We start from the raw sequence: 21322 nt of genomic DNA on the forward strand, positions 1-21322 counted from the left end.
ATTTAATTATAATCCTATTGGTGGAGATGCGCGAAAAAAATGTTTCTTGATCCAGAAAGATACACTGACTAAACTAATTAAGACTGGCACTTCTACCAATGGTCCAATCACAGCAGCAAAAGCCACACCAGATTTAATCCCAAATACAGAAATAGCTACAGCTATTGCTAATTCAAAATTATTACCAGCAGCGGTAAATGCCACACTAGCAGCTTTGGCATAGTCAGCTTTAATTTTCCATGCTAGGTAAAAACTACTCAAAAACATGAATAGGAAATAGATAATGAGGGGAATGGCAATGCGGACAACATCGAGAGGAATCTGCACAATCAAATTGCCCTTTAAACTAAACATTACCATGATTGTAAATAAAAGAGCAATTAAAGTAATCGGACTGATTTTGGGAATAAACTGCTGATGATACCACTGCTTACCTTTAGCTTTCACTAAAATAAAGCGAGTCATAAATCCAGCCAGAAAAGGAATACCTAAATAGATAAAAACGCTGTTGGCAATTTCCCCAATACTGATATTGACAATAGTTCCTTGTAAGCCAAATAAAGGCGGTAAAATCGCCAGAAAAAACCAAGCATAAACGCTGTAAAAGAGAATTTGAAAAATACTATTAAAAGCAACCAGTCCGGCTGTATATTCAGTATCTCCTTTAGCTAAGTCACTCCAGACAATTACCATAGCAATACAAGGGGCTATTCCCACCATGATTAACCCAGTCATATATTCAGGTTTATCGCGTAAAAAAAGAATAGCAAGTGTAAACATTACAATTGGGGCAATTATCCAAGTTAGCGATAATGATAGTCCGAGAATTTTTTTATTACGAAATACATCTCCTAATTCTTCATATTTTACCTTTGCTAAGGGTGGGTACATCATCAAAATTAAACCAATAGCAATGGGAATGTTGGTTGTTCCTATTTGGAAATGATTGATAAAAACTTCTATTGTGGGGAAAAAATAGCCTAAACCCACTCCAGTTGCCATTGCCAGAAATATCCACAATGTCAAAAAGCGATCCAGAAAAGAAAGGCGTTTTATAGTTGGTTGTTTAGTTACATATTCCACTTAATTAACCTCTATAAATTTAGTTTCAGATCCCCGACTTCTCTAAGAAGTCGGGGATCTTGTTGTCATTATAAAATCTGTATTTATTACAAATTAGTATTTAGGCAAGAGGCAAAAACTGTCACCAATTGCCCACTACCATATTTAAACTCAAATAAATTTTGGGGTCATCTCACTACAGTAGGATATACCTGTTTGCATAGCATATCTTTAGACTGGGAAATATTATTCTCCGTCTCCAGCTTTCCAAGCTATAGCTTTACTAGGTTGAGGATTAGGTAACTTCAGAGAAACTAAACCTGCTGCGAATACGAAAAACATTGATGTCCACAGACAACCAACTAAGCCAAATATTTGATAAACCAAACCGGATAAAACTGTACCCACAAGACGACCACCGGAGTTTGCCATATAGTAAAAACCCACATTTAAAGCGACTTTATCATCATCAGTAAATGCTAAAACCAAATAGGAATGGACAGCGGAATTGAAAGCAAATACGACACCAAAAACGAGAAGTCCAGCAATAATTACGATATTAGCGGGTAAACCTAATTGTAGTGCTAGAGCGATCGCACCGGGAACAGCCGTTAATGTAAATGTCCAGAATCGAATAGTTTGAGATTGAGGTGGACGACCAGAACCAAATCGCTGCATGAGTGTTGGTGCTAAAAATTGAATAATCCCATAACCAATCACCCAACAAGCTAAAAATCCCCCCACTTGATAAAAAGACCAGCCCAAAGTCCCACGTAAAAACACTGGTAAAGCCACAACAAACCATACATCTCTAGATCCAAATAAAAAGAATCGCGCCGCCGAGAGAATATTTATTTCTGCGCTTTTAGAGAAAAGTTGGCTAAATTTGACCTTTTTCTTGATTTTACCCATGGCTTTGGGCAGCATTAACCCAGAAAACATAATTAAAGCCAGTCCCCCAGCCATAATCCATAGGGAATGAATAAAACCCACAGAACTGAGAAGGGCGCTACCAAGAAAGAAACCAACACCCTTCAAAGCATTCTTAGAACCTGTGAGTACAGCCACCCACTTAAACAAAGAAGATTGGGCATCTTGAGGCACAACCAAGCGAATGGCGCTTTTAGAACTCATCTTCGTTAAGTCCTTAGCAATTCCCGAAAATGCCTGTGCAACCATCACATAAAGGACTGAAAGCCACTGCGCCCACCCTGGATTCAGAAAAGACAGCATAATTAAAGAAAACACCTGTAATCCAATCCCAGTATAAAGAGTTACTTTTAACCCAAACTGGGAACCAATCCAACCGCCGAGAAAGTTTGTAACAATTCCAAATACCTCGTAAAACAGGAACAGAGAGGCAATTTGAATAGGTGTATAACCAATTTTATTAAAATAGAGCAAAACCAACATTCGCAAAGCCCCATCAGTCAAAGTGAAGCCCCAGTATGCCAGTGTCACCAGAATATAATTCTTGAAATTAGAATTAGAAGCAGTAGTAGAAGCCATGATTAAAAGTTCAAAATCGTAAATACAAACTAAAATTCTCTCTCCGTCTCTGCGCCTCTGCGTGCAAAAATCCTTATGGGGTAGGACTGAAAACCCACCCCTAGAAAACCATTATTTCTGCAAACTTAACGCCACCTTTCGTGCTAATTCAGTCATGCGGTTAACATAACCCCATTCATTGTCATACCAAGCCAATATTTTCACCTGAGTTTCGTTGATAACCATTGTCGAAAGGGCATCAATAATTGCAGAATGAGGATCATCTTTATAATCAATAGAAACTAAAGGACGTTCTTCATAACCCAAAATTCCTATTAATGGTTCTTGTGCAGATGCAGTTTTCAATAAATCATTAACTTCGGCTATTGTGGTCGAACGTTCAACTTCAAATACACAATCTGTGAGAGAAGCATTTAACAAAGGTACACGCACTGCTAAACCATTTAATTTACCATTTAATTCTGGATAAATTAAACCAATAGCTGTAGCTGAACCTGTGCTAGTAGGAATTAATGACATACTTGTAGCCCTAGCCCGACGCAAATCTTTATGAGGTGCATCTACAATAGTTTGAGTATTAGTATTGTCGTGAATTGTGGTAATTACTCCATGTTTAATTCCTAAACCTTCATGAATTACTTTTACGACTGGGGCTAAACAATTAGTAGTACAAGAAGCTGCTGTTAATAAATGATGTTTATCAGGTTCATAGAGGTGATCATTTACCCCCATGACAATGTTTAAAGCCTCTTGTTTAACAGGTGCGGCAACAATTACCTTCTGCACGCCTCTTTTAAAATAGGGGTCAAGGGTAGCGGGGGTTCTAAACTTACCAGAACATTCCAAAACTATATCAACCCCAAAATCTTCCCAAGGAACTTCACCCGGTTGAGAATATTCAGTAAAACTGAGAGATTTACCATCAATAACAACTTGGTTTTCGACCGCTTCTACTTCTGGTGTCCAACGCCCATGTACAGAATCAAATTTGAGTAAATGTGCTGCGGCTTCTGTTCCACCTTTGGTTTCATTAATGTGGACAAATTCTATTTCTGGGTAATCCCAAGCAGCACGAACGGATAACCTGCCCATGCGCCCAAATCCATTGATTCCTACTCTAATTGTCATGATTTTTATTAATTACTAAAATTGCTTTTGTTTGCGTAACAATTGCCCAAGACTTAGGTTAAACTCCGATTTACCACCAAATACTGTTCCGGCTTTGCCTTTATACAAGTGGATAGAATTAAGTTTGTAAGCTTCCTCTGATAAGGGAACATAGCCAACAGAACTGACTATTTTTGCCGCATTTTTAATGTAGAAATCCGCAAGGTTATACACCAAAGTTTTGTTTTTACTAGACCGAAGATTGACATATATGAATAGAGGTCGAGAAAGTGGTTGATATTTGGCTTTTTCTACTGTTTCTGGTGATGGTAAAACGGCACCTTTACCACTATTAACTGCTAAAACTTTTAACTTATCTTTGTTTTCTTGGTAGTAGGCATAACCAAAGTAACCCAAAGCATTAGGATCTTTATTAACACCAGTAACTAAAACTTCATCATTTTCACTGGCTGTGTAATCTTTGCGACTGGCTTTGGCTTTACCGACAATTGCTTCGGTAAAATAATCATAAGTTCCAGACTTACCACCAGGACCATATAATTTAATTGGGCGGTCTGGCCAAGAATCTCGGACTTGATTCCATTTTGTAATTTTTCCTTCAGCCGCAGGTTCCCAGATTTTTTTCAATTCGGCTACTGTAATGTCTTTTGCCCAAGTGTTTTGGGGGTTAATAGCAATGGTTACGGCATCAAAAGCTATGGGTAATTCCATGTAACTTACGCCATTTTTCTTGCAAGCTGCCATTTCTGACTGGTTAATTGGTCGAGAAGCATTACTGATATCTATTTTACGAGTACAAAATTTTTCAAACCCACCGCTAGTACCGGAAATATTTACTTGTATTTGACTATTATTTTTTAGGTTGGCTTGGTATGCTTTAGCTATGGACTGGGTAATGGGATATACGGTACTAGAACCATCTACTTTGATAAGTGCGTCAGTGGCAGAGTTAGTAACTTTTGTCGCTTCATTTGGTTTTTGAATATTTTGGGCAAGACCAAGCGTATTTGTAAAACTGCTTGTCAATGCTAGTATTCCGAAAGTTAAGACTAATTGGCTTGCTGTTTTATTCACTGATTTCACCTGTATAATTAGTGAGCAGACTATTTATCCTATCTACCTGTCATTTCAAGAAAAGTTAATATGTTAACATTGACTTTATCACTAGATACAACAATTAATTAAGAAAAATTGATGTATTGTTTATACATAGCAAAAAGAATGCTTTTAGCCGCTTGCGAGTCTTCAAAATCAAAAGACGTTTGTTCACCAACCTCAATCCGAGTAGCAGGTTTTGGAGTGACGTACTCCACACACTCCCTTATGCCTTGCGGCACGCTTGCGCGAACAGGTGAGTGTGGGCTTCTCGGCGACTCTTCTATGAAGACATTGACCGAGCTTTAAGACCGTGCGCCCCACGGTTCTTGATATTTACAGCCGCATTTAGATCCCGGCACAAACTGACCTTACAGTTAGGGCAATTGTGTATTCTTTGGGATAGCGGCTTTTTAACTTTTTGACCACAACTAGAACATTCTTGACTTGTACCATTGGGATTTACAGCGATTACTTGGAGTCCAGCATTTTCGGCTTTGACTGTTAGTATTGAAATAAATTGTCCCCAACCAGCATCGTTAATACTTTTTGCCAATCTTGTTTTAGCGAGTCCTTTTATATTGAACTTTTCAACAGCTACTACATCATACTTTTTGAGTAAATCGTTTGCAGTTTTAAAGTGGAAATCTTTGCGGGTATCTGATACTTTCTTATGTTGAATACCCAGTTTTTTTATCGCTTTTTTACGACGATTAGAACCTTTCTTCCTACGAGAGACGCGGCGCTGTGCAGCTTTTAATTTGCGTTCAGCCTTGCGTAAAAACTTAGGGGCTGCAATTCTGGTATTATCAGAAGCAACAATAAAATCAATTAATCCTACATCAATACCAACAATATTATTAGCATTAAAATCAGGTTTAACCGTTGGAACTCTTTTATCATCAAGGCTTAGAGTGATATAATACCCGTCTGCTTTTTTAGTGACAGATACAGTTTTAATCTCAAATCCATCTGGAATTTGACGATGAACAATTACTCTAATATCACCTATTTTTGATAACGTAATTCTGTTATTAGTAAAGTGATGCTGCTTGAATTGGGGGTAGGTAAAAGTTTTGTATTGACCCGCACCTTTGAATCTAGGCTTGCCTGATTTTTTACCATTCACATCACCTTTTAACCATCGGTCAAAGGCTATCTCGACCTTCTTGGGGACTTCTTGTAGCACCTGAGAATGAATTGTTGTGTACCAAGGACGGTCTTTTTTAAGTTTGGTTAATGATGCTTTTTGGCTGTAATAATTCGGTTTATCCTTGAGTTCTGGTAAATGACAAACGAAAATGGAACATCTATCAATAGGAGAACGGTTTTGTTCGTACCAATGGAAGCGTTGAGCCAGTTGATAATTGTACTGATACCGTAGCATATCTAATGTTTTATCAATCTTTTCGGCTTGTTCTTTCGTTGGTTGCAAACGGTATTGATAAGATGTTCTCATGTTTTTTGTTTCCTTTCGACCTGTTTATAGCATAACATAAAGGATAGCCATTTGCCACCTCTTTATGAAAAATAAAAGATTAAGTCTGAGAATCAGCGAAAGAAGGATGCGAGTATTGCAAACTTACGCCGCAGTCAAAGATAAAACTATTACGTCCTTAGTCGAAGATTGGATAGATTCTCTCAAAGCGGAAAATGTTCATTCGTCATTGACCAACGATCTTGATTGAACTACGTTCAATTTCGCCCGTTGGGCAATTCCTCACTCGCGCGTATTGTATTCATCCCACGCTCCGGTATAGTGAGCGTGGGGCTTCTGTCGGTTAAGCTAAAGTGAGGTAAAAGCTTTTTCCTCGCGTGGAGAATCACAATTGTGAAGTTACAGCGACCGATTTTAGTGGGAGGACTAGGACTATCGTTCTCCCTGTGGATGTTAGACAGTTGGCATGATTCAATGGTGCAAGTGGGAGAATTCGGACTCCTGAGTGCTTTGGCTGTCGGTGGGGGTTTGTGGTTGTTCAATAAAAATCAGCCCCAATTAGGTGAACAGCTAAATGATATAGTTGTCAATCGGGCAGATGTGGATAAAGCGATCGCTCAAACCCAAGTAATAATTAATCAACTGGCACAAGAAGCAGTCAATCATCCTCACCTAGCAATTCTCCGCGAAAATCTCGCTAAATTGCCCTTAGAACTGGATAGAAAGGAAATTAACCTGGCCGTTACTGGTGGTAAATCTGTAGGTAAAAGTACAGTTATTGAAGTTCTAAAAACTGCCCCAACTATTCCGGGAATGTCTTTGCATTTTGCGGAAACAGCGCCTTTATTTTCCGTAGCTGGTGAAAATTCTGATGTTGTCACTTTATCGGAAATGCAGAAATCTGATTTTGTCTTATTTCTGACCAACGGTGATTTAACAGATTCAGAATTTCAGGTTTTACAACAGCTAAAAGCCACAAAACAACCAAGTTTGCTGGTTTTCAACAAACAAGATCAATATCAACCTGATGAACGCGCTACAGTTTTTCAATCATTAAAACAGCGCATTGGTGCAAATGTAGTTGCGACTGCGGCTTCTCCCGTACCTGTGAAAGTGCGGAAACATGAAGAAGATGGTTCTTGCCAAGAATGGATGGAACAACCAACGCCAGATATCCAGCAATTAACACAACAATTAGCAGCGGTTGTGGGACAGCAAGGAGAACAGCTAGTTTGTAATACCACAAATCGCAAGGTATTATTACTCAAAGCCGAAGCCAAAAATTGTTTAAATGGTGTGAGAAGAGATCAAGCCACACCTTTTATAGAACAATATCAATGGATTGCAGCGGCGGCAGCTTTTGCTAATCCCGTACCAGCTTTAGATATTCTCGCAACTGCGGCGATTACTGCTCAAATGGTGATAGATTTGGGTAATATTTATCAGCAGAAAATTTCCTGGGAACAAGCGCAACAAGTAGCGGGAACTATGGGAAGTTTGATGTTGAAATTAGGTTTAGTGGAACTTTCAACTAGGGCTGTAACGGGTATTCTGAAAACTAATGTTGCTACCTTTGTCGCTGGAGGAATGGTAGAGGGAGTTAGTGCTGCTTACCTGACAAGAGTAGCGGGATTAAGTTTAGTGGCATATTTTGAACAGCAAGAAATTGCTTTAGAATCGGGAAGTGCTTTAAATCTCGACAAACTGCGTCAAGTTTTGCAAACTGTATTCCAGCAAAATCAAAAAATGGCTGTTTTGGAAGCTTTTGTCAAGCAAGGTGTGAAGCGGTTGTTACCGGAAGCCAAACCAGTGGAAGTTGTGGCTTAATCTTCCATATCCCCGACTTCTTTAAGCAGTCGGGGATATGAATCTCTCAATTGTCAGAATCAGGATATCCAGGATTTTAGGATTTGCAGGATGTTGGTTTTAAATGTCATATTTTAAATATTCATTTAATATTTAATAATCAATTTTCAAATTGAAAATATGAGAGTTTAATAAGACAAATAAAATCACCAACTTCCCACCAAAAATCATCCAATAACATCCTGTAAATCCTTTAATCCTGAGTATCCTGATTCAGACAAATAAAAAACTATAGAACAATACAGCTTAAATCATAAAATCATATACTAAACAATAAAATCCACATCCTGGTAAAATAAGTGACTCTACTGGCACTTCTGCAATACTTCAGCCTAAGAACTTTGCTGTTCTTATCTCTATCCTTGTAGACAAGGTTATTGTTACCAAAACCTTATATACTGTACTAAGCTTTGATAAGCTGGAAAGTTGTGTTAAATGCGACACTATAAACTATGTATTCCTAGATTAAATTCTAGAGTGTCTATGGTTTTTAAGGTTTAATCAAGACTAAATCTAGTATTATTGAAAAGTCCGAAATTAGGTGTGGTGTGCAAATCAAGAGAGGAGTGAACAAAATGGATTTACGTGGAGATGCGTTGCAAATCCTTAAAGACACTAGTAGAACTTTTTATATCCCAATTAGTATTTTACCATCAGGATTACAAGAAGCAGTGGCATCAGCATACTTGTGTATGCGCGCCCTTGACCAAATTGAAGATGATCCAAATTTGGATAATGGGACTAAAAAACGCCTATTGCAGAATATTAGCCTCACATTGCAAGCGGGAATAGATGGTTTTCCGCTGGATGCCTTCTCTGTAGGATTTAAAGGTTGCGAAAATTCTTTACAAGAAGTCAGTTTACGCATTAGAGAATGGTCAATATTAGCACCTGAAAGCATTGCCCCGCGAATTTGGGATGCAACAGCCGCAATGGCTGATAGAATGGCTTATTGGGCAGATAGAAATTGGCAAATAGAAACAGAGGCGGATTTAGACCGTTATACCTTTGGGGTAGCTGGTGCTGTGGGCTTGTTGCTCTCAGATTTATGGAATTGGTATGATGGAACTCAAAGCAACCGCACTCAAGCCATAGGATTTGGTAGGGGTTTGCAAGCAGTAAATATTCTGCGAAACAATGGTGAGGATTTAACTCGTGGAGTCAATTTTTACCCAGCAGGTTGGGATAATGATCATCTCCAAAAATATGCCCGTCGCAATCTCATCTTAGCAGATGCCTATACGAACTCTTTGCCAAATGGACCGGCTTTGCAATTTTGCCAAATTCCTCTGGCTTTAGCTCATGGTACTCTAGATGCTTTAGCTAGTGGTAAGGAAAAACTCAGCCGTAGTGATGTTGTTTCCCTGATTGAAAACCTCATGGGTGTGAACGCTAAAGCTAGTTAGGAAATAGGGTATGGGGAACAAATCCGCCCGGAACTTAAGTTCCGGTCTAAAAGCTAAAGTGCGTTAAAACGCACTCTGGTTAACTCAAGATCAAAAACTATCCTATTTATGTCAAAGTAGTCGGTTTTAACCGAGTTTAGCTTTTAGACAGGGAATTCATTCCCTGGTTGGCTTAAGTTGACAACTAACAACTAACAACTAACAACTAACAACTGACAAGAAAAATATTCATGAAAACTACTTTATTTTTGAGTCCACCTTCTTTTGATGGTTTTGATGGTGGTGCGGGGGCGCGGTATCAAGCAAAACGAGAAATTACTTCTTTTTGGTATCCGACTTGGTTAGCACAACCTGCGGCTTTAGTTCCTGGCAGTAGGTTAGTTGATGCACCTCCTCATGGGCAGACAGTGGATGATGTGCTGAAAATTGCCAAGGATTACGAATTGGTGATTATGCACACCAGCACGCCTTCTTTGGCTAATGATGTGAAGTGTGCAGAAACGATCAAAGCGCAAAATCCCAATGTGCAAATTGGCTTTGTAGGGGCGCACGTTGCGGTTTTACCAGAGGCAACTTTACGGGAAAATCCGGTTATTGATTTTGTCTGCCGCAATGAATTCGATTATACCTGTAAAGAATTGGCAGAAGGGAAACCTTGGGATGAAATCAAGGGTTTGAGTTACCGGGATAAGTTGGGAAATATCCACCAAACGGAAGAACGTCCTTTAATTCATGACTGGGATGCTATGCCCAGTGTGTTGCCAGTTTATGCCCGTGATTTAGATATTAGTAAATATTTCATTGGCTATTTGCAACATCCTTACATTTCTTTTTATACTGGGCGTGGTTGTCCAGCAAAATGTACTTTTTGTTTGTGGCCGCAAACTATTGGCGGACATTTATACCGTCATAAAAGCCCCGATGCCGTAGGTAGAGAAATGGAAGAAGCCAAGGTTCTCTTTGGGGACAAGGTGCGGGAGTATATGTTTGATGATGATACTTTTACCATTGACAAACATCGAGCGATCGCTATTAGTAAACACATGAAGCGACTCAATTTAACTTGGAGTTGCAATGCCCGTGCTAATTTAGATTATGATACTCTCAAAACTTTACGGGATAACGGATTACGCTTGTTATTAGTAGGTTTTGAATCTGGTAATCAAGAAGTTCTCAATAATATCAAAAAAGGTATTAAGCTAGAAGTGGCGCGAGAATTCATGAAGAATTGCCACAAACTTGGTATTACTGTCCATGGAACTTTTATTATCGGTTTGCCGATAGAAACGAAAGAAACTGTAGAAGAAACAATTCGTTTTGCTTGTGAATTAAGTCCCCATACAATTCAAGTTTCTATTGCTGCACCTTATCCTGGTACAGAATTGTATGAACAGTCCAGAGAAAAGGGTTGGTTTGCGAATGAGTCTTTAGTAGCAACTTCTGGTATTCAAACTTCAACTTTGCAATATCCAAGTCTTTCTAGTGCGGAAATTGAAGATTCGGTTGAAAAAATGTATCGCAAATTTTACTTCCGTCCCAAAGCGATTATTCCCATTGTGCGGGAAATGCTGGCTGATAGACAAATGTTAGTGCGTCGTTTGCGGGAAGGTAAGGAGTTCTTTGGTTATTTGAATGACCGTCGGACTCAAGCTTTAGCTAGGTAAATCGTCAGAATCAGGATTTACAGGATTTAAGGATGTTCAGGATTTAATTTAATTGAATTATCTGCTGAGTATTTTTTAATTAATCCTGTTAATCCTTTAATCCTGGGTATCCTGATTCTGACATTTTTTGATTTCAATCACTTTTTACCAATGTCTTATTTAATTATTAATGCTGATGATTTCGGGTTTTCCCAGGGTGTAAATTCAGCGATTATTAAAGCCCATGCGGAAGGGATTTTAACTAGCACTAGTTTAATGGTAACTGGTGATGCTGCACAAGAAGCGATCGCACTGGCAAAAGATCATCCTCAGTTAGCAGTTGGGTTACATCTAGTTTTAGTTTGTGGTAAATCAGTTTTACCACCTTCGCAAATTCCCCATTTAGTAGACTCTCAAGGTAACTTTTCCAGTAATCCCACCCAAGCAGGATTAAGTTATCAATTTAATCAAGCTACCCGTGCAGAATTGCGGTTAGAAATATCTGCTCAATTAGAAAAATTTCGGGATTCTGGTTTAAATCTTGCTCATGTTGATGGACATTTACATCTTCATGTACATCCTGTAATTTTGAATATTTTAACAGAATTTGCCGCGGAATTTAAGATTAAATTTATTCGTCTACCTTCAGAAGAATTAAGCAAAAACATCAAAATTGATAACCGTAATTTATTCACTAAAATAATTTGGTCTATTGTTTTTGGACAATTACGTCGTTATGGAGAAGGTTTATTAAAAGCGAATCAAATTAAATTTGCTGACAGGGTTTATGGATTGTTACAAACTGGTGACATGAGCGAAGAATATTTACTCGGTTTGATACCACAAATAGAAGCGGAATTAGTAGAAATTTATTCTCATCCTGATTTAGTGAATACCGAGATAAATAACGGTGGTGAGGTAGAATTAGCGGCTTTGTTGAGTCAGCAAGTGCGAGAAATGTTGACTTTGAAAGGGTTTGAGTTGAGTAATTATCTGAAAATGACTCATTGATAATAAGGTATTAATCAAAACCTGAAAAAACAAGAGTACATTTGTTTGCCCTATGTTATTTTACTTAAAAAAAATTATTATTATAATACAAGAGATATATACTAGTTATGGTATATCTGATTTATTCCAGTTACATTTCTACTTATGGCAGACAAAATTTTACTCCCCTCTACATGGGATAATTTAAGTGATGAGGATAAAGAGTTAGCAAAAGAGTTAACACAATCCATCTTACGAGGTGAAGAATCTATTCGACTTTTATCGCAATTACTAAGCGGTGAAGAAATAGATGATGAATTTCACACAACAGCAAACAGTATTGGTAATCACAAATTTGATTTTGAAGTTACTACTCCTGACAAACAACAAACAAGTAGTCCAACTTTAATGTTAGCTACTTTGACTGCACCCTCAAGTTCAACGGCTTCAACTATAGTATTTGCTGCTTTAAAAAGGCAGTGTGATAATATTTGTCGTAATGCTAATACCCAGAGAGAAATAGAAATTTGTAAAGGATGTCGAAGACTTTTTCCATAATCAATAGATATCTAGTGAAAAATAATGTAGAGACGTTTTATAAAACGTCTTTCTTAGCATTTAAAATTTTGGCATAGTCTTAAAAAATCACGAGGATATATTTGAGCAATGAGTACAGATAAATCTAAACAACAGAATAGTTCTCAAGTGGACAAACATTTACATTTGCAAGAAATAGCAGAAGTTAAAGAATTGCGAGAAAAATTTTTGATTATTACAGAAATTTCTGATCCTTTAACTCGTGAATATCACTTTGCATTGTTAGAAAAAGAAGCAGAAAAAGTTGGGTTATCTACCGAAACTTACCGCCGTTTATATGAAACATATATTTGTAATCATAAATTCATTCCCCAATATCCACCAAAATGGTGGATTCTCAAAGAATGGGTAGAGTGGGGTTCAAAATTTCCTAAAGCAGTTTTATTTAAAAAAATCCTGATTACAGCTTTAGAAAAAGGAGTTATAATTAGTTTAATTTTTGCAGTATTTAAATATTACTGGGAAGCACCACAACGAGAAAAACAAGCAAATTTTCAAACTTTACAAGTTTGGTTAATGGTTAATTCTGCTATTGAGCAAAAAGCTACAGGTGTTAGTATAATTATTGGTTTAGAACATTTGAATAAAAATGGTGAAATGTTACGAGATTTAAAACTTGATGGATTTGATTTAAGTGGTATTAATTTGCAAAATGCTCAACTAGCTAATGCAAGTTTTAAAGGTTCAATATTAGAATGTAAACGTGAAAAAGAATGTAGTAATTTAAGGAAAGCAAATCTTTATAAAAGTAATTTTTATACTGCTTATTTATCTGAAATAGATTTTCAAGAAACGAATCTTATTGATGCTAATTTACAAAAAGCAGATCTTAAACAAGCTAAGTTCCAAAATGCTTATCTTTCTGAAGCTAATTTGGGAGAAGCAGAACTTAGAGATGCAGAATTTCAAGGAGCAGATTTAGAAAAAACAAATCTCAAAGATGCTATAATGTGCGGTGATGTTTTTGTTTTTGATCAAGCTACAAGTTCTAAAAAATATATTTGTGCTAAGTTTATTGGAGCTAAAAATCTAACTGCTGAACAAGTCAAATCTGCAAAAAATTGGGAAAAAGCCTGTTATGATCGAGAACTAAGGATAAAACTAAATTTACCACCTGAGAACCCTGATTATTGTCAAAATTAACTTAAAATAATAAAATAATAAATGTATTTCTTTTATTAAACCTAAACTTAATTGCATCTGCTATGGTACGCAAAACAAAAACAGTATCCTCCACAACAGTAATTCCCCTAGCTCTTTCTGACTTACATCTCCAGTTAGCGGGTTTAGAGAAAGAACACCAATCTCTATTAAAGCAAATTAAGAAAAAGCGGACAGAATTAAATAACTTTGTCGAAAAAATGCGTTCGTTAGCGACAGAGGTATTTCATCGAGTTAGTCCGAATATGAAAACAATGGCCGAATTAGATGCAGAAATTCATGCTTTGTTTGCCGAAATTTTAACTACGAAAAAAATGGGTAAACAAACCCAGAAAAATATCCAATCATTGTACAGAAGTTTACAAATGGGAGGAATTATTAGTTATAAACCTATTGAAGAAGAAGATGATGATGATGAAGAATTAGATGAACTATTTGAAGATAATGATTCTCAAGAAAATCATCAACGTCGTCGTCAATTTTGGGAAGCAGAACAAGATTCAGAATCTCCCACAGTAGCGAGAACAGATGAATCTAGAAAAATCCGACAGACATTTTTGCGGTTAGCGGAAATTTTTCACCCTGATAAGGTTAAAGATAATGAAACCCAAATGACTCACACGGAAATAATGAAGGAAATTAATAAAGCTTACCAAGATGGAGATTTAGCGCGACTTTTGGAAATTGAACGTAAATATGAAGTCGGAGAAACAATTGATAATAATAGCGAAGATGATTTAAGTCGCAGATGTAGAAATATAGAACAACACAATCAAATTCTCAAAAATCAATATGAGAAGTTGAAACAGGAACTCCGGTTAGCAAAAAATACCCCGGAAGGATCAATGGTTGCGGATTACAAAAAAGCAGCTAAACAAGGTGTTGATTGTATTGAATTGATGCTGGAAACCATGCAAGCTCAAACTAAGATAGTTGTGGAAATTCGTGATTTTGTTCAAGACTTTAAAGATAAAAAGATCACTATTAAAGAATTTCTCGCAGGACCAGAAAGTCTCCGTTCTATGAAAGAGGATATGATGGAAGAACTACTGGAAAGAATGATGGAAGAATTTGGGGGGATGATGGATTTTAATTAGCAAATAATTTTAAGATTTATTAAGAATAATTGACACTACTATATAGTTTCATATTAGTAATGTGTAAGTATTCACAATAATACTCAAATACTAGTGAGATTTCAATGATGTTAAACCTCTTGTCTAAAACCATCAATGTTCAAATTTGTAAAAATTTGCATGAATTTCGGTGCTTAATTTTAGCAGCGGAACTATTTTTCATCACCACTCTATTTAGTCCCAGTTTAGTGAGTGCAGAGGAATTTTTACCTTTCTTTGACAATACAAAGAATCCTGTCAAGGTTAAATTTGGTGGTGTACAAGATTTAACTCCTCCCCCTCCTGTGTTGAATAAGTTTGATATAGCAGTTAATCAACTGTGTCGAGAAGTGGGAACAGTAGTTAAACCCGCTAGTTTTAAAACCATGTTTAACAGTTTTCCCGATGTTTTCAGCAATATTAAAAATAATCTTGGGGGTTATATTTTTCCCAAAAGAACTTCTAATCAAGAATTTCTGGAAGATCTAACTAATCTTTGGTTTAATGCTAAAGGATTTGATCATGTTTTTTGTGGTGAACCAGAAAAAAATAAAATTGGTGGTTTACATTTTGCTGGACGTTATTTGGATTTACAAAATAAACGTATTGCTGGAATTTTACCCAAGTCTGTGAGTACATCTGAAGTTAAACCAGGTGCTGTTTATTCCTTTGGTGTGAGAATGAAAGTTGGTGGAAGCACTGTGAATGATCCACTAAAAGGATATGGTTACACCCTCAATGCAGAAGAGATTTTAACAATTGCAGCGAAAGCATACAAAAATAACCCCAATTCAGAACCTACATCTAAAGCTTGTTTGCTGACTGTAACTGATGACAACAAAACATTTGTTAATGTTTTTGTTGCTAAAAAAGGTGGTATTCGTACCTTTTATCCTGATGCTACTCCTGATTATCAAAAAAATCCAGAATGTCAGGTTTAGTAACTTTCAATTAATAAACCAGGAAAACTAAAATGATATACAGCACTTTGCGCGAGTGAGACAGGTTTCATCTTGATTTTGCAAATTATTCCTTTAATTATTGTATTTAAATGTTACGCAAAGTGCTGTAATCATGAAGATATAACCGGAAACTGTGATGATATAATTGATATTTAGTTTCCTTATTTGTGTGTATTTCTTGCAGAAATTCTAACCAAGTTTCCATAATTTCCGCCACATCAAAAACATCAGCCTTGATAATTTTACTAATAGCTACCGTTGACATTGGTTGAGTTTCTTCAGCAGTTAAAACCCGCAAAATATCCATCGCAACATCAGATAAACCATCACCTTGCATCTTTTGCCAATGTTGCTGATAATAACTTTCTAAATCTGGGGGAATTTGCTCAAAATTATTGACAGAATAAAAACCATCAGCCATAGCTTTTAAAACTTCCTGCACATACATAAAATTATCTTCATTTTCATTAATTAATTCAATTATATTTCTCTGCGAACTCTGCGTCTCTGCGGTTCGTTTCTTCCGAATATATGCTTTAATATCCTCCCGATTTTCCACCGGATAATCTGCTAAATCTAAAATCTGTGAAGGTGCTTCAATTAACAAGCCACTATGGGATTTTTGATAGGGACGACGAGCGAAAATAAAATAAATTTGATCCGGTAAATATCGCGGTAGATAAAATAAATTCGTGCCTACAGCTTGACTATTTATATCAATTCCATCCAAACCATCAATCACAATAATTATTTTCTGATCTGGTAAATTCTCGCTGACTTGTTGCAATAAAGTAGAAAATAACCAACTTCCCTCATGTGCATTGATAAATCCTATCTCCGTCATCGTTTGCGGGGAAGGTTGGGGAGGGGTGCTAGATAAATTCTCTAACAATAAATTTAACTGTGTACAAACCTCTGGAAAAAATGCCTCAACTCGATTTTTACCAGCAATTTGGGCATTGTAATAAATAGTATGGGGATTTTGGCGCACAAATTGGGCAAGAATGGCACTTTTACCGCTACCGGGAACACCGACAATGGTGAAATAACCCTTGGGGTAACGGTGGAGAAAATTATTAATAGCAGTGAAGACAAAATCACGACCAACAAAATTTTCACTCTTTGCTGAAGCAGAGAAAGATAAACTATTCATCTGTCACCTTTCAAAGCAATTCTAACTGTTGATGTTTAGCATTTTTTATCTTACCTTTTTCTTTACCAGGACGATTAGTAGGTATTAACAATATTGAATCTTCATATTGTTCAATTTGTCGTTCAATTATTCCTGCAAAACGAAACCAAGAAAGTAATCTGCTAGTATAATGGTCAAATTTATCCCTTTTCTGTACCTTCTTTTTAGTCTTTTTAGTAGATATTGTTAATAATGGGAGTTCAATATCTTCATATTCATCTTCATCTTGAAGAGATTCACTAGAATATAATGTTTTTAATAAGTCTTTAAGCATATCCTTTTTAAAATATTCTCCAGTCTTAATTTTATGTTTATTTTTACAGATTTCTTTAATAACTAGATGTTCTTCCAATTGTTCTCTTAAATAATCTGAGATTTCATTATCATCTTTATCTAATAAATCTTTTTTGATTTTAATTGATTTGGTTTTTGTATCATATTCAACCTGGAAAAAATGACGTAAATCGCTAATAATATTATTAACATTATCAATATTCTCAGGTTTAGTGTTATTTTTATTTCTTTTATTTCTAGATTGAGATTTATTTTCTGTTTTTATCAGATTATGTTCGAGCAGTTTATTGATTAATTGCTCCTTAGTTATTTCCGTTTCCAGTAAACGGAATACCTTTAATATAGAATCTACAGGACGTTTAGGGATGTAAGTTATACTCAAATCTGGTAATGTAATGTCCTTGTTTAAAATATACTCACGCAAAATATCATCTCTAACTATGTATTCAGTATCAGATTCAATAATCAAGTTTTTCTCTATTAAAACTTGTATTTCTTTTTCATAAGATTCCAATATATTAGACTCAAAATTGGCTATTTTCTCTAAACATTGACGTTCTCTGAGTTGTAAATTCTTCTTTAAATCACTTTCAAGCATATTAATCACCAATTTATGAATATCTTGTGTTTTTATAGGAAAATTAGAATCTAACGGAGGATTACAAAATTTAGTTAATAACCTTCTAAGTAACCATGGGAAAGCAGAATATTTATTTAAAATCCAGTCTTCTAATTGTTGTATTTTTTTTAATTCTTGAGATTTATTTCGTTTCTCTTTTAACCATTTTTTAAAAATTTCAATGCAATTTTTAGGTTCTGCATCTAAAAGCTGACTGATTGTAACTAATTCCATTTTGTCTGTTATCAATTTTTCCCACCTAAATCTTATATTTGGATCTAAACCTAAAGATGTTGCACTTGTCCAAGAAAACCCTAATACTATCAATACTGTAGCCAAAAAAAGAGGATGAAGAGAGAGGGCTGATGTAGTAGAGTTATAGTCTTCCAAAACAAAAACTCGAAAACCACATACAGCCCATGTTTGATATCCTAACACTCCTGCAATGCCTGCTACCAGAAATAAAAGTGACGACTATGCGGCAATTGAGTCAGATCATCATGGCCATGTTAGCAATGAGCGGACGAGTAACGATGTTGGGAATTTCGCGTTGGACGCTTAGTGGTGGTAGTTATCGGACGGTAATCAGATTCTTTCGGACAGTCATACCGTGGGCAACGGTGTTCTGGGTGTTTTTTCGGCGGCATTTGTTTTGCCCAAATGATGTTTATTTGTTGGCAGGAGATGAAGTAGTAATAAGCAAAGCCGGGAAAAAAACCTATGGATTAGATAGGTTCTTCTCAAGTCTAACAAGCAAACCAATATCGGGGCTATCTTTCTTTACCTTATCATTAGTAAGTGTTCAACAAAGACACTCATTTCCGATTCAGATAGAACAGGTAATCAAGAGCGATGTAGAAAAAAGTATTGTCTCACCAATTCCAGAAGTAAAACCTCAAGAAAAACCTGGACGGGGACGACCAAAAGGGAGTAAGAACAAAAATAAACAGGAGGTGATTTTTACATCTGAACTACTAAGAATTCAGAAAATGATTAATGAGCTATTTAAGTTAATAGCTAACTTTATCCCCCTCACTTACTTGGTTGTAGATGGTCACTTTGGGAACAATAATGCTTTGCAAATGGCTAGACAGGTAAAGTTACACATAATTTCCAAATTACGCCACGATTCGGCGTTATACATACCTTACCAACATCCTGACCCTAATCATCGTTCTCGTCGTAAATACGGAGATAAGCTGGACTGGCGTAATATTGCTGGGGAATATTTACGTCAAAGCAGTATTGACGAAGATATCAAAACTGATATTTATCAAATGACTCTACTGCACAAAGAATTTGCTCAATCCTTGAATGTAGTGATTTTGGTAAAAACAAATATCAAGACGAATGCTGTTAGTCATGTGATTTTATTTTCCAGTGACTTAGATTTGTCTTATGAGAAAATAATCGACTACTATAGACTCCGCTTTCAAATCGAATTTAATTTTCGTGATGCCAAGCAGTTCTGGGGATTGGAAGATTTTATGAATCGGGGTCAAACTGCGGTGACTAATGCGGCCAATCTTTCTTTTTTTATGGTCAACTTATCTCATTATCTTTTAGCTCAATTCCGTCAAGATAATCCTGGTGCTGGAATTATTGATCTTAAGGCTTACTGTCGTGGTTTTCGATATGTTCGTGAAATGTTAAAAATGCTTCCGGAACAACCAGAGCCTATTTTATTAGCCCAGATTTTTGCCAAGCTTACCTCTCTTGGTCGTGTTCACAATGCTCCTACAGCCGTTGAACCCTCGTAATTTGGCTACAGTATTGACTATACTTGTTTTATCATAGGCGAATTCATGAATTAATTGCTCGAAAAAATCAAATGTACTTTCTCTGCTTGGTTGTCTTAGTAGATGATCAAAGTGATCAAAGAATATCACAATAACCTTATCATTTTCATTTAAGTAGTTTAATACTTTTTTTATCGCTGGTTGTCGCAAGAAGAGTGAATATTCTGCTGGTTCTATTTCATCATATATAGATGGAGGTAGGTCAATGAATTTTTTATCAATTGCATTATAAATAGCTTTTTTAATTGCTACATACCCAAAATCAAAATGTTCAGTTTTTGTAATTTTTGTATCAAACTGCTCAAAAAACACATTTTTACTATTACTTTCTGATTGTAATTTCAAAATTAAAGATGATTTTCCCATACCATAATTACCTTCAAAGCAAATAAGGTGTTTTTCGGCTTTACCTTTTCTTATGTTGTCTATAAAGTCCCAAAATTTTTTTTTCTCTCTATCTCTACCAACAAAATGTTCAGGGTTACATGAATAACTATTAGTTTCAAAATTTTCATCAAATTGGACTGGTACAAGTGCATCACTATATTTTTGTTTAGATGATTCATTTACAATCTGGTTTTCTCTTGTGAGTGTTTCTTTATTGATTATCTCTTCAAGAGTTTTTTTTGTAATTTTTTTGGCTTCAATCTCTATCTTAGATTTTTGATCACTCGGACTACTGAAGAGATAGTAATATTCAGCTTCTAGAGGACGAACAAGCGAACTAGCTGCATTACACTTTGAAATAAGTTTGTCCTTAATATCATTAACTTGTGGATTGGTTATATTTGTTAAATTTTGATTTGTTAAACACTCTGATAATCTACTAAATAACCTATGTTCTACATCATTTAATCCTGGTATATCCTCTGGATCTGGAAGTTCTATTTTTTTTAATACCTTTATAATAGTTTTTTCGTCTGTTTCATTATTAAATTTATCAAGAAAAGTCTTTAAATATTTATGATGTATATCTAAATTATCTTTATCTATGTCAACCTCCCCAGCTAAAATTAATAGATATGCTAAGTTATTTTTATGGTTTGTTTTGTCATAAAATCCACAATTAGCAGCTATTATATATTTTTCAAATTTGTCAGGATTTTTTAACTCATGTTGTATAAATCTTCTAATTGATTGAATTACTTGATCATCATAACTTTTAAATGGGTATTGTTCTTTCTCTTTAGTTTTAACTTGAATACCAATACATTTACCGTTAACTTTCTGTATTAAAATATCTTCATGGTGTTCACAATATATAGCACTTATTTCAGTCTTGTCTTTTAATAATGACAAAGATAATATTGCTGCATAAGTATGTTGATAACGAAATCGTCTCGATGTGTCGTCACCTCCATCTTGACTTATAACCTCTGCTGGTGTTTTTGATTTATTCATAAACTTTAATAAACTGTAATATCAAAACTCCAAAATAACCCCAGA

General features: G+C 35.8%; 18 protein-coding genes. 10 read left to right on the forward strand and 8 right to left on the reverse strand.

Going from position 1 to position 21322, the window contains the following annotated elements; genetic code table 11:
- Positions 1-6: 6 nt before the first annotated feature.
- The 5 genes from arsB to ANA_RS15370 form a co-directional block, all read right to left on the reverse strand.
- Positions 7-1083, reverse strand: coding sequence for an ACR3 family arsenite efflux transporter (gene arsB, locus ANA_RS15350; protein WP_015080957.1), 1077 nt, complete (start codon positions 1081-1083; stop codon positions 7-9).
- A gap of 225 nt (positions 1084-1308) precedes the next feature.
- The gene (gene arsJ, locus ANA_RS15355) at positions 1309-2571 is read right to left on the reverse strand and encodes an organoarsenical effux MFS transporter ArsJ (protein WP_015080958.1); all 1263 of its coding nucleotides are present in this window, start codon (positions 2569-2571) and stop codon (positions 1309-1311) included.
- A gap of 111 nt (positions 2572-2682) precedes the next feature.
- A complete protein-coding gene (locus tag ANA_RS15360) occupies positions 2683-3699 on the reverse strand; it encodes an ArsJ-associated glyceraldehyde-3-phosphate dehydrogenase (RefSeq protein ID WP_015080959.1) in 1017 nt (338 codons plus the stop codon).
- Between the two features lie 15 nt (positions 3700-3714).
- Entirely contained in the window at positions 3715-4773 is a 1059-nt protein-coding gene (locus ANA_RS15365) for a PstS family phosphate ABC transporter substrate-binding protein (RefSeq protein ID WP_015080960.1), read from the reverse strand.
- A gap of 304 nt (positions 4774-5077) precedes the next feature.
- On the reverse strand, positions 5078-6253 hold the full coding sequence (locus ANA_RS15370; RefSeq protein WP_015080961.1) for an RNA-guided endonuclease InsQ/TnpB family protein: 1176 nt from the start codon (positions 6251-6253) through the stop codon (positions 5078-5080).
- Positions 6254-6317: 64 nt separating this feature from the next.
- Here ANA_RS15370 and ANA_RS27125 point away from each other — a divergent pair, with 64 nt between their 5' ends.
- From ANA_RS27125 to ANA_RS15410, 9 genes are all read left to right on the forward strand, one after another.
- The gene (locus tag ANA_RS27125) at positions 6318-6482 is read left to right on the forward strand and encodes a hypothetical protein (RefSeq protein WP_168651906.1); all 165 of its coding nucleotides are present in this window, start codon (positions 6318-6320) and stop codon (positions 6480-6482) included.
- A 200-nt stretch (positions 6483-6682) separates the two neighbouring features.
- A complete protein-coding gene (locus ANA_RS15375) occupies positions 6683-8059 on the forward strand; it encodes a slr1306 family protein (RefSeq protein ID WP_083881477.1) in 1377 nt (458 codons plus the stop codon).
- A gap of 614 nt (positions 8060-8673) precedes the next feature.
- The gene (locus ANA_RS15380) at positions 8674-9504 is read left to right on the forward strand and encodes a squalene/phytoene synthase family protein (protein ID WP_015080963.1); all 831 of its coding nucleotides are present in this window, start codon (positions 8674-8676) and stop codon (positions 9502-9504) included.
- A gap of 230 nt (positions 9505-9734) precedes the next feature.
- Positions 9735-11168 carry a hopanoid biosynthesis associated radical SAM protein HpnJ gene (hpnJ, locus tag ANA_RS15385; RefSeq protein WP_015080964.1) on the forward strand — a complete coding sequence of 478 codons (1434 nt, stop codon included), beginning with the start codon at positions 9735-9737 and terminating at the stop codon, positions 11166-11168.
- A 150-nt stretch (positions 11169-11318) separates the two neighbouring features.
- Positions 11319-12158, forward strand: a complete 840-nt coding sequence (gene hpnK, locus ANA_RS15390) for a hopanoid biosynthesis-associated protein HpnK (RefSeq protein ID WP_015080965.1) — start codon at positions 11319-11321, stop codon at positions 12156-12158.
- Positions 12159-12302: 144 nt separating this feature from the next.
- Positions 12303-12695, forward strand: a complete 393-nt coding sequence (locus ANA_RS15395; RefSeq protein WP_015080966.1) for a hypothetical protein — start codon at positions 12303-12305, stop codon at positions 12693-12695.
- 108 nt (positions 12696-12803) lie between these two features.
- Positions 12804-13877: a pentapeptide repeat-containing protein gene (locus ANA_RS23650; protein WP_015080967.1), complete on the forward strand. Its 1074-nt coding sequence runs from the start codon at positions 12804-12806 to the stop codon at positions 13875-13877.
- A gap of 62 nt (positions 13878-13939) precedes the next feature.
- Positions 13940-14992 carry a J domain-containing protein gene (locus ANA_RS15405; protein ID WP_015080968.1) on the forward strand — a complete coding sequence of 351 codons (1053 nt, stop codon included), beginning with the start codon at positions 13940-13942 and terminating at the stop codon, positions 14990-14992.
- A 104-nt stretch (positions 14993-15096) separates the two neighbouring features.
- Positions 15097-15951 carry an EndoU domain-containing protein gene (locus ANA_RS15410; RefSeq protein ID WP_015080969.1) on the forward strand — a complete coding sequence of 285 codons (855 nt, stop codon included), beginning with the start codon at positions 15097-15099 and terminating at the stop codon, positions 15949-15951.
- Between the two features lie 106 nt (positions 15952-16057).
- Here ANA_RS15410 and ANA_RS15415 read toward each other — a convergent pair whose 3' ends face one another.
- Both ANA_RS15415 and ANA_RS15420 read right to left on the reverse strand, forming a co-directional pair.
- Complete coding sequence (locus ANA_RS15415; RefSeq protein ID WP_015080970.1) at positions 16058-17125, reverse strand: ATP-binding protein; 1068 nt, start codon at positions 17123-17125, stop codon at positions 16058-16060.
- Positions 17126-17135: 10 nt separating this feature from the next.
- Positions 17136-18515 carry a hypothetical protein gene (locus ANA_RS15420; RefSeq protein WP_041458098.1) on the reverse strand — a complete coding sequence of 460 codons (1380 nt, stop codon included), beginning with the start codon at positions 18513-18515 and terminating at the stop codon, positions 17136-17138.
- Between ANA_RS15420 and ANA_RS15425 the strand changes: the two genes are divergently transcribed.
- The gene (locus ANA_RS15425) at positions 18497-19837 is read left to right on the forward strand and encodes an IS4-like element ISAsp3 family transposase (RefSeq protein WP_015078275.1); all 1341 of its coding nucleotides are present in this window, start codon (positions 18497-18499) and stop codon (positions 19835-19837) included. The genes ANA_RS15420 and ANA_RS15425 overlap by 19 nt on opposite strands.
- Here ANA_RS15425 and ANA_RS15430 read toward each other — a convergent pair.
- A complete protein-coding gene (locus ANA_RS15430) occupies positions 19763-21277 on the reverse strand; it encodes a dsDNA nuclease domain-containing protein (protein ID WP_041458099.1) in 1515 nt (504 codons plus the stop codon). The two genes, ANA_RS15425 and ANA_RS15430, sit on opposite strands and share 75 nt — an antisense overlap.
- Positions 21278-21322 lie beyond the last annotated feature (45 nt).

Origin of the sequence: Anabaena sp. 90, assembly GCF_000312705.1 — a bacterium.
Lineage (GTDB): Bacteria > Cyanobacteriota > Cyanobacteriia > Cyanobacteriales > Nostocaceae > Dolichospermum > Dolichospermum lemmermannii.

Coding starts and splice junctions, on each gene's coding strand:
- ANA_RS15380 (WP_015080963.1), top strand. CDS start 8,674: ATGGATTTACGTGGAGATGCGTTGCAAATCCTTAAAGACACTAGTAGA.
- ANA_RS15410 (WP_015080969.1), top strand. CDS start 15,097: ATGATGTTAAACCTCTTGTCTAAAACCATCAATGTTCAAATTTGTAAA.
- ANA_RS15370 (WP_015080961.1), bottom strand. CDS start 6,253: ATGAGAACATCTTATCAATACCGTTTGCAACCAACGAAAGAACAAGCC.
- ANA_RS15415 (WP_015080970.1), bottom strand. CDS start 17,125: ATGAATAGTTTATCTTTCTCTGCTTCAGCAAAGAGTGAAAATTTTGTT.
- ANA_RS15425 (WP_015078275.1), top strand. CDS start 18,497: ATGTTTGATATCCTAACACTCCTGCAATGCCTGCTACCAGAAATAAAA.
- ANA_RS27125 (WP_168651906.1), top strand. CDS start 6,318: ATGAAAAATAAAAGATTAAGTCTGAGAATCAGCGAAAGAAGGATGCGA.
- ANA_RS15405 (WP_015080968.1), top strand. CDS start 13,940: ATGGTACGCAAAACAAAAACAGTATCCTCCACAACAGTAATTCCCCTA.
- ANA_RS15430 (WP_041458099.1), bottom strand. CDS start 21,277: ATGAATAAATCAAAAACACCAGCAGAGGTTATAAGTCAAGATGGAGGT.
- arsJ (WP_015080958.1), bottom strand. CDS start 2,571: ATGGCTTCTACTACTGCTTCTAATTCTAATTTCAAGAATTATATTCTG.
- ANA_RS15375 (WP_083881477.1), top strand. CDS start 6,683: ATGTTAGACAGTTGGCATGATTCAATGGTGCAAGTGGGAGAATTCGGA.
- ANA_RS23650 (WP_015080967.1), top strand. CDS start 12,804: ATGAGTACAGATAAATCTAAACAACAGAATAGTTCTCAAGTGGACAAA.
- hpnJ (WP_015080964.1), top strand. CDS start 9,735: ATGAAAACTACTTTATTTTTGAGTCCACCTTCTTTTGATGGTTTTGAT.
- hpnK (WP_015080965.1), top strand. CDS start 11,319: ATGTCTTATTTAATTATTAATGCTGATGATTTCGGGTTTTCCCAGGGT.
- ANA_RS15395 (WP_015080966.1), top strand. CDS start 12,303: ATGGCAGACAAAATTTTACTCCCCTCTACATGGGATAATTTAAGTGAT.
- ANA_RS15360 (WP_015080959.1), bottom strand. CDS start 3,699: ATGACAATTAGAGTAGGAATCAATGGATTTGGGCGCATGGGCAGGTTA.